This is a genomic window from Catenibacterium sp., from assembly GCF_052354645.1.
Taxonomy (GTDB): domain Bacteria; phylum Bacillota_I; class Bacilli_A; order Erysipelotrichales; family Coprobacillaceae; genus Catenibacterium; species Catenibacterium mitsuoka_A.
Window position 1 is genome coordinate 1 of the sequence record NZ_DAWDDM010000059.1, and the last position, 9,243, is coordinate 9,243.

The following is a 9,243-nucleotide window of genomic DNA, read 5'->3' on the forward strand; positions in this document are numbered from 1 at the left end:
GCACTTATTGAAGAAATGGGTGGAGAAGTTGTAGGTATGGAATTCGTGATTGAATTAGAAGAATTAAAAGCTACTGAAAAACTAAGTAAATACAACATCTATTCACAGGTAAAATACTAATAGAAACTCCTTTGGGAGTTTTTTTATTTTGTTTGTATTATTCATAAATGAATAGGAAATATCAGAATAAATGAAGTGATATTTGTATTATTCCTTTTTTAGTGTCTTCATGTTAGTAGTGAATTATGTTATAATTGAGATGATACATGAGGGGGTGTTATTATGAAATATAAAGGCGCAGGGGACCCAATGAGTTACGACGACGTCCTTGCTCTTGTAAAAACATATATCACAAAAGAAGAAAGTTTAGCCCTGATTCAAAAGGCTTATGACTTTATCATGGTGAAGCATAAGGAACAGAAAAGAAGAAGTGGTGAACCTTATACAATTCATTTGATCTGGGTTGCTTATATTCTTGCAACACTTCAGACTGGACCAATTACTATTGCAGCAGGACTTCTTCATGATGTTATGGAAGATTGTGATGTGCCTCGAGAAGAAATGGTTGAGAGATTTGGTGAAGAAGTCACTACTCTAGTAGAGGGTGTTACTAAGATCACTAAGATGCCTTATATGGAAGAAAGTGATTTCCATGCTGAAAATCATCGTAAGATCTATATTGCGATGGCTAAGGATATTCGCGTTATCTTGATTAAATTAGCTGATAGACTCCATAATATGCGTACGCTTCAGTATATGAGACCGGATAAGCAACAGCGTATTTCTAGAGAAACATTAGAAGTCTATGCGCCAATTGCTCATCGTTTAGGTATTAATGATATTCGTGTAGAATTAGAAGATTTATGTTTATTATATCTTGATCCTAAAGCTTATAAAGAAATTGCGGCGCTTCTTGATAAGAAGAAGAGTGAAAGAAAAGATTCTGTTGATGCAATGATTAAGTCAGTTGAAAAGAACTTAGAAGGAACTGGCATTAGTTATCGTATTAAGGGCCGTGCTAAGCATATTTATTCTATTTATAAAAAGATGGTTTATAAACATAAGCGTTTTGATGAAATCTATGATTTAAATGCTTTACGTATTATTGTACAAACCAAGAATGAATGTTATGAAGTATTAGGTATTATGCATGAGAAATATCGTGCAATTCCTGGACGTTTTAAGGATTATATTGCGATGCCTAAACCTAATATGTATCAGTCATTACATACATCTGTGATTGGTGAAAAGGGCTATGTATTTGAAATCCAGATTCGTACTGAAGAGATGGACGAACTCGCTGAAAGAGGGGTTGCATCTCATTGGCGTTATAAAGAAGGTAAGAAGTATAATGCGAAACAGGAACAGAAGGAAATTGGAGAAAAGCTTCAGTGGATGAGTGAGTTCATTACTGTAAGTGATGAAATGAAGGATAATGAGGCTAAAGATTTTTATAATACGTTACAGCGTGATATCTTTGAAGCTAATGTTTATGCTTTAACACCTGCAGGTCGTATTGTAGAATTACCAAATGGGTCTACACCTATTGACTTTGCATATCGTGTTCATACAGAAGTTGGACATCATGCGGTTGGAGCAATTGTGAATGGTGTTATGGTTCCTTTTGATACCAAATTAAAAACAGGTGATATTGTTGAAATCAAGACCAACAAGAATTCTGGTCCAAGTGAAGGCTGGTTGAAGTTCGTAAGAACAGCTGGAGCTCGTAATAAGATTCGTCAATATATCACAAAACATGAAGAAGAAAATAAAAAACAGATTATTGAAGAAGGAAGAAGACTTCTTAGAGATGAAATCAGAGCAAGACAGCTTGATGAAAAGACTTATATGAGTCCAGATACATATAGAACATATCTTGGCTCATTTGGCGCTAATACATTTGACGATGTACTCTTCGCATTAGGTAAGAAGCATGCGACTGCTTCTACACTTCTTGATAAAGTGGCCCCACAAAAGAGAGGATTCTTTGACAACTTGTCTCAAATCCTTCGCCACAACAACAATATTCAGGAATTAAATAAGAAACATGAGAAGAGTATTGGTGTGGCAGTCACTGGTGTAGATGGATTAAAGATGCAATTATCTAAATGCTGTAATCCTATTCCTGGTGATAAGATTGTTGGTTTCGTATCTAAAGGACAGGGTATCAAGATTCATCGTGCGGATTGTCCAAATGTCAAGAGTGTTGCTAAAGGACGTTTGATTGATGTTTATTGGGATTATCCTAATATTGAACAGAAGCGCTTTAATGTGGATCTAGAAGTCGTTGGATTAGATCGCCCTAATTTATTAAGTGATATTGTGACATGTTTAAGTCAGGTAAAGGTTAATATTCTTAAGATTAATGCGAATATCATGGATTTAGATGCTCATATTCGTTTAACGTTATCTGTAGAAAATGCAGAAATATTACAGAATACAATTGATAACATGAATAAAGTACAAGGTGTTGCAGAAATTCGCCGTGTAATTCATTAGTGACTTGAATTAAATATACTTTTGATTTATAATCACCTTATATTCAGTGAAGAAGATTAAATAATGGACATTGATAGAGAGGTCATGGCTGGTGGAAATGACTAATGAGAAGTTATGGGACACTTTGGAGAATGCTTTAAAAAAGCACGTTGGTTACGTTATAACTAAGTAAAGTGCATGATTTATTCATGAACTAAGGTGGTACCGCGTATTAACGTCCTTAGATTAAGGACGTTTTTTTATTTTTATAAAGGAGGAACTATGAAATACAATAGACCAAGAGGGACAGTAGATATCACCCCTGAAAATTCAGAAAAATGGATTGAAATGGAACAGCTATTAAGAACTGTTGCCGCAAATTACAACGTTAAAGAAATGCGTACGCCAATCTTTGAACACACAGAATTATTTAGCCGTGCAGTTGGTGATACAACAGATGTAGTGACTAAGGAAATGTATATATTTAAAGATAAGGGAGATCGTTCTCTTACTTTAAGACCAGAAGGAACTGCAGGAATTGCAAGAGCTTATGTAGAAAATAAGATGTATGCTTTACCTGAAAAATTACAGAAGGTTTACTATATGGGACCAATGTTTAGATATGAACGTCCACAAAATGGTAGACAGAGACAGTTCCACCAGTTCGGTGTAGAAATGTTAGGTGTTGAATCACCATACGTAGATGTTGAATGTATGTTAATGGCAGTGACTATCGTTGAAGCATTAGGTATTAAGAATATCAAATTACATATCAACTCATTAGGTGATGATGAATCAAGAACTGCATATAGAGAAGCTTTAAAGAATCATTTCAGACCAGTGCTTAATGATTTATGTGAAGACTGTCAGGCACGTTTTGAAAAGAACCCATTAAGAATTCTAGACTGTAAAGTCGATGCGAAGAATCCAGTGATGGCTTCTGCTCCTCGTACAATTGATTATTTAAGCGAAAAAGCGAAAGCACATTTCGATAAAGTCTGCAGTTTATTAGATGATTTAGAAATCGAATATGTTGTAGATACGAATTTAGTAAGAGGATTAGACTACTATTCTCATACAGTATTTGAAATCATCAGTGATGATCCAAAGTTAGGAGCTGGTTCTACTGTTGGTGGCGGAGGACGCTACAATGGTCTTGTTGAAGAACTTGGAGGTCCTGCAACTCCTGGTGTAGGCTTTGCATTTGGTATGGAAAGATTGATGCTTGCATTAGATGACGAAGAAGATGAAGAAAATGGTATTGATGTTTATGTTATGCCATTAGGTGATGAAGCAAGAGATTTAGCAATGCAGATCATCACAATGTTAAGAGCAAACGGCTTTACTTGTGATATGGATTATGCAGGTAGAGGCTTAAAAGGACAGTTCAAGTCTAGTGACCGTTTTGGCGCTCATCTTTCTATTATTATTGGTGAAGATGAAGTAAAGGGCGAATATGTAAATATCCGCTGCAATCATTCTAAAGAACAGAGTGAAGTTAAATTAGAAGATATCTTAAGTTATATTGAAAATCATTATGAAGGAGATCATGAACATGAATAGAACTCACAACAATGGAGAACTAAGAATCACTGATGTCAATAAAAAAGTAGAACTTATTGGCTGGGTAGCTAAAAAGAGAAACTTAGGTGCTTTAGTCTTTGTAGACTTAAGAGACCGTCATGGTATTACACAGGTAATCTTTGATGAATCATTCAATGAACAGTTAAAGGACGTTAAGAACGAATATATTCTTGATATTAAAGGTACTGTCGTAGAAAGAAGTTCTAAGAACCCAGATATGCCAACTGGTGATATTGAAATCCAGGCTGAAGAAGTAAAGATTGTCAATAAGGCAGCGACTACTCCTATGATTATTGCAGATGAAACTGATGCATTAGAAGAAACAAGAATGAAATATCGTTATCTTGATTTAAGACGTCCAGCTCTTCAGAAGAACATCATGAGACGTGCTAAGATTGTCAGAGCCATTCATGAATACTTAGATAGTGAAGAATTTGTAGAAATCGAAACACCATATTTAAATAAATCTACACCAGAAGGTGCAAGAGACTTCCTAGTACCTTCACGTGTACATAATGGTTCATTCTATGCATTACCACAGTCTCCACAGTTATTTAAACAGTTATTAATGGTAGCTGGTTTTGAACGTTATTATCAGATTGCTAGATGTTTCCGTGATGAAGACTTACGTGCTGACCGTCAGCCAGAATTCACTCAGGTGGACGTAGAAATGAGTTTCATGAATACTGATCAGGTGATTGGTATTGGTGAAGGCTTAATCAAGAAGGTTATGAAGGATGTTATGAACATTGATGTTCAGTTACCATTCCCAAGAATGACATGGCATGATGCAATGGAAACTTATGGTATCGATAAGCCTGATACACGTTTTGATTTGAAACTCGTTAATTTAAATGAAACAGTGAAGGATGTTGACTTTACGGTATTCAAGAGTGCGCTTGTTGCAGGAGGACATGTAAAAGGTATTAATGTCAAGGGTGAAGCAGATAACTATTCACGTAAGAAGATTGATGCTTTAACTGAACTTGCTAAGAAATATAAGGCTAAAGGTCTTGCTTGGTTAAAAGTGACTGATAAGGGTGTATCTGGACCTATCGCAAAATTCTTTACTGAAGAACAGATGAGCGCCTTATTAGAAAAGATGAATGCTGAGGCAGGAGACTTATTACTATTTGTGAGTGATACTCATTATATGGTTGTATGTGATGCTCTTGCAGCAATCAGAAATCATTTAGGTAAAGAATTAAAGTTATATGATCCACGTCAGTTCAACTTCTTATGGGTTGTTGATTTCCCAATGTTTGAATATTCTGAAGAAGATGGAAGATACTATGCAATGCACCATCCATTCACTCGTCCAAAGGATTCTGATCTAGATAAGATTGATACAGATCCAGCAAACTGCTTAGCAGATGCTTATGATATCGTCTTAAACGGTTTTGAACTAGGTGGCGGATCTCAGAGAATCTATGAAGAAGAATTACAGGATCGTGCCTTCAAGGCTTTAGGATTCACACAGGAAAGAATTGATGCACAGTTTGGCTGGTTTGTGGATGCATTTAGATATGGTGCACCACCTCATGCTGGATTCGCATTAGGATTAGACCGTTTCGCAATGTTATTATGTGGATGTGATTCTTTAAGAGACGTTATTGCCTTCCCTAAGAATACAAGTGCAACTTGTCCAATGTCAAAAGCACCTACACCAGTAGATAATGATCAGTTAAAGGACTTAGGAATTGAGGTAACTGAATATGAATCAGAAGAGAATAAATAAAGTATTAGAAAAGATGGAAGAAAGAGGCATTGACTATTTATTAGTCACTGACCCTGTTTCTATCGATTATTTATTAGATTATGTCAATCATCCAGGTGAAAGAATGTATGTTATGGTTCTTTCTTCAAAAGGAAATCATCAGTTATTCTTCAATAACTTATTCTATGTGGGAGAAGACTTAGGTATGCCTATTACTTGGTTTGATGATACAGATAATGCTCCAGCATTACTTGCAGATTATTTAAAGGATGCAAAAGTGATTGGTGTAGATAAGAATATGCCAGCACGTTTCTTAATTCCTGTACAGGATCGCGTCAACGCTAAATATGTTTTAGGTTCACTATGCGTGGATGAAGTAAGAATGCAGAAGGATGATGAAGAAAAAGCACTTATGTTTAAAGCAAGTGAAATGAATGATACAGCAATGGCTGAAGTAAAAAGACTACTTGCAACAGATAAGACTGAAATTGAAATGGATGAAGCATTACTTGCTTATTACAAGTCATTAGGTGCATCAGGACATTCATTTAGTCCAATTATGGGTTATGGTGCCAATGGGGCTAACCCTCATCATTCATGCGATGATAGTCGTTTAAAGCCAGGAGATTCTATTATCGTTGATATGGGATGTATCTATAAAGGATATTGTTCTGATATGACAAGAACATTCTTCTATAAAGAAGTATCCCAAAAGCAGAAAGAAGTATACAATCTTGTATTAAAGGCAAATGAAGCAGCTGAAGCTGCTATCAAGCCAGGTATGAAATTATCTGAAATTGATGCAGTCGCAAGAGATGTCATTACTGAAGCCGGTTATGGTAAAGAATTCAATCACCGTTTAGGTCATTTCATTGGTAAGGATGTCCATGAATTTGGTGATGTATCTTCTGTAAGTGATATTATCGCAAAGCCTGGTATGATCTTCTCAATTGAACCTGGTGTTTATTTACAAGGTGATTTTGGAGTTCGTATTGAAGACTTAGTTATGGTCACTGAAGATGGCTGTAAGGTATTAAATAGTTATCCAAAGGAATTAACTATAATTGAATAATTAATGTAGAAAGGATAGTTAGGATGTAGATTCTAGCTGTCCTTTTTTGCTTATTGAAAGATTTATTGAAAAAGTGAAATGAGTTGAATACATCGATATATTATATATATAATTTATTATAGAAAAGTTGTGTATGATTATGTATTGAATATATGGAGGTGTTTTACAATGAAGAATAATCGTAGACAAGCACAATTCTTACTAAGAAGTATAACTGATGATGTCCCACAACTTCTATTAGAAGAGAATAATTTGGTTTTTAGAAATGAATTGAAAGAAGACATTTTGATTCCTTGCAGTAGTATTATAAGCATTAAGATTTTACCTATTAATAGAATCTATAATCCCTCTGTTGGACTTTTAAAAGATGGAATGAAAGGGTTCATGGCACATCGTAATGCGGGAGTATTTAGTACTTATTTTAATTATTATGTAGATTTGAATGTTGTGACTACTACAAATACTTACTTATTTGAAAGCCTTGATCTTGAGAATGCATCTCAATTTATCTTGAAATTAAATGAAACCATCAAGGTTATTGATGCTGTGAATCTTATTGATTTATTCAAAACAAAATCGATTAATGAATTGAAGGAATACATGGATCAGCATTATAAAGATTGGGCCAAAAAATATAATTTGGAGAATCCACGTACGACATTAGATGAAAACATGGTAAGATTAGCACGTAACAAGCATTAGTATTTTTTGGAAAGGAAAATTATGAAAAAATGTAAGTATTGCAACAAAAAAAATATAGAAGATGATTTTTGTAGTGACGATTGTAAAAACAAGGGAGAAAGATATTTTAATTATTGGAAAAAATATAAATACTTCTTTGGATTAATTATAACAATAAGTATATTTGTAATTATCATGCAGGTTGCTTTATACCCTGAATGTATCATTGTATCTAAAATTTTGACTTTAGTATTAGGATTAACATTTTTTATATTTCCTTTTGGAAACACTATAGATTCAATTGGAATAAAAAATACTGTATACATTGTTCGTACGATTTCAACAATATTAATAATAGTAGGTATTGTTTCTATTGTATTCGATTTTAAATGGCCTTTATTATAAGACACTATGATTACACTTCAGGCTATTATTAGTTTAGGTATATTTTATTTAAAACTTGTATTTTATTAATAGCTTTAATTGTATACTCTAAAAAACATGATATGGATTATCCTAGTCTAAATTTGCAAACCAGTGAAGCGGTTCTATTTATTGAGTCAATTAATAATTTTCAATTTATTCCTATGATTTTTTCTCTTATTGAAAGAATTTTCACATTATTATTTCGTTATTTTACTATTTACTTTTTGGCAAATTGTAAAGATATAAAGTAAGCACTTTTTATTTCAATCACTATAGATTCAGTATTTAATATTATCGGAATCTTTTTTATTAACTATGTTAATTCATGTATAGGTAGAATAATCTTTTTATATTGATTTTCAGTAATATGCTTGATTTTGGATGAAAGTTTTATTATTACCATAGTGTTCTTATTGGGCAGGATAAGAATCTCGGTCGCCAAACTTTCGATGCTTATCCTTTTTTTCTTTCTATAGATTTATTGATCTTAAGAATATGATAAATGATTTATGAAATAGATAAAATAGATAGCGAAAAACTGCCCCCTAAAAAGTTTACAGCCTAAAAGTACTGGTAGGAGTTCACACCCCTGGCAGTTTTAAAGCTTGAGTTAACCCCAAGTCTATTTAGTTACTCGATTTTTTCAGACCTTTTTTTATGCTATTATATTAAATAAAGGAGTTAAGTATGGAAATAAGAAAAGCAGATAGGGCTCATATAGATGAAATAATGAGTCTTTATAAAGATGCAAAGATATTCATGGATAATCATGGCAATAAAGATCAGTGGCCTGTAGGTTATCCTTCAAAAGAAATGATTACTAAAGATATAGACAAGATGTATTTATGCATGTATGAAAATCAAATTGCGGCTGTTTTCTATTATGCGATAGAAGAAGATCAAGATTATAAGGAAATAGAGGGACAATGGCTCAATGATGCACCTTATGGTGTGGTACATCGTGTTGTTTCTGCACATATTGTGAAAGGGGCCTGCAAGTTTATCTTGAACTGGGCTTATAGTCAGATTCCTAATTTAAAGATGGATACAGGAGTCAAGAATATTCCTATGCAGAATTTATTAGAATCTTGTGGATTTAAAAAGTGTGGAAAAATAGTCAATACGCAAGGAATAACATGTCTTGCATATCAAAAAGGAGAAAAGTGTGAAACAAAAATCAATCAAAACGTATAAAAAAAAGACCTCCTGATAACGTAGTATGAATAATTAAGAAACATAAGAATAAATGAATATTATGGATTAGTAAAATTAGAACCGTGCAAAC

The 9,243-nt window shown here is 33.6% G+C and carries 7 protein-coding genes and 1 other annotated feature; all 7 genes read left to right on the forward strand.

The annotated features are described in order from the left end of the window. Positions 1–282: 282 nt before the first annotated feature. The 7 genes from ACT8VG_RS04125 (at position 283) to ACT8VG_RS04155 (ending at position 9,152) form a co-directional block, all read left to right on the forward strand. On the forward strand, positions 283–2,499 hold the full coding sequence (locus ACT8VG_RS04125; RefSeq protein WP_432268115.1) for a RelA/SpoT family protein: 2,217 nt from the start codon (positions 283–285) through the stop codon (positions 2,497–2,499). Between the two features lie 37 nt (positions 2,500–2,536). Next, positions 2,537–2,724, forward strand: a binding site (T-box leader). A gap of 36 nt (positions 2,725–2,760) precedes the next feature. Next, positions 2,761–4,041, forward strand: coding sequence for a histidine--tRNA ligase (hisS, locus tag ACT8VG_RS04130; protein ID WP_444195258.1), 1,281 nt, complete (start codon positions 2,761–2,763; stop codon positions 4,039–4,041). Then, positions 4,034–5,800, forward strand: a complete 1,767-nt coding sequence (gene aspS, locus ACT8VG_RS04135; RefSeq protein WP_117459780.1) for an aspartate--tRNA ligase — start codon at positions 4,034–4,036, stop codon at positions 5,798–5,800. Before hisS ends, aspS begins: the two co-directional genes overlap by 8 nt. Continuing rightward, complete coding sequence (locus ACT8VG_RS04140; protein ID WP_444195259.1) at positions 5,778–6,851, forward strand: M24 family metallopeptidase; 1,074 nt, start codon at positions 5,778–5,780, stop codon at positions 6,849–6,851. Before aspS ends, ACT8VG_RS04140 begins: the two co-directional genes overlap by 23 nt. 168 nt (positions 6,852–7,019) lie before the next feature. Then, entirely contained in the window at positions 7,020–7,553 is a 534-nt protein-coding gene (locus tag ACT8VG_RS04145) for a hypothetical protein (RefSeq protein ID WP_117459783.1), read from the forward strand. A 21-nt stretch (positions 7,554–7,574) separates the two neighbouring features. Continuing rightward, positions 7,575–7,937, forward strand: coding sequence for a hypothetical protein (locus ACT8VG_RS04150; RefSeq protein ID WP_117459785.1), 363 nt, complete (start codon positions 7,575–7,577; stop codon positions 7,935–7,937). A gap of 708 nt (positions 7,938–8,645) precedes the next feature. Further along, positions 8,646–9,152 carry an N-acetyltransferase gene (locus ACT8VG_RS04155; protein WP_444195260.1) on the forward strand — a complete coding sequence of 169 codons (507 nt, stop codon included), beginning with the start codon at positions 8,646–8,648 and terminating at the stop codon, positions 9,150–9,152. Positions 9,153–9,243 lie beyond the last annotated feature (91 nt).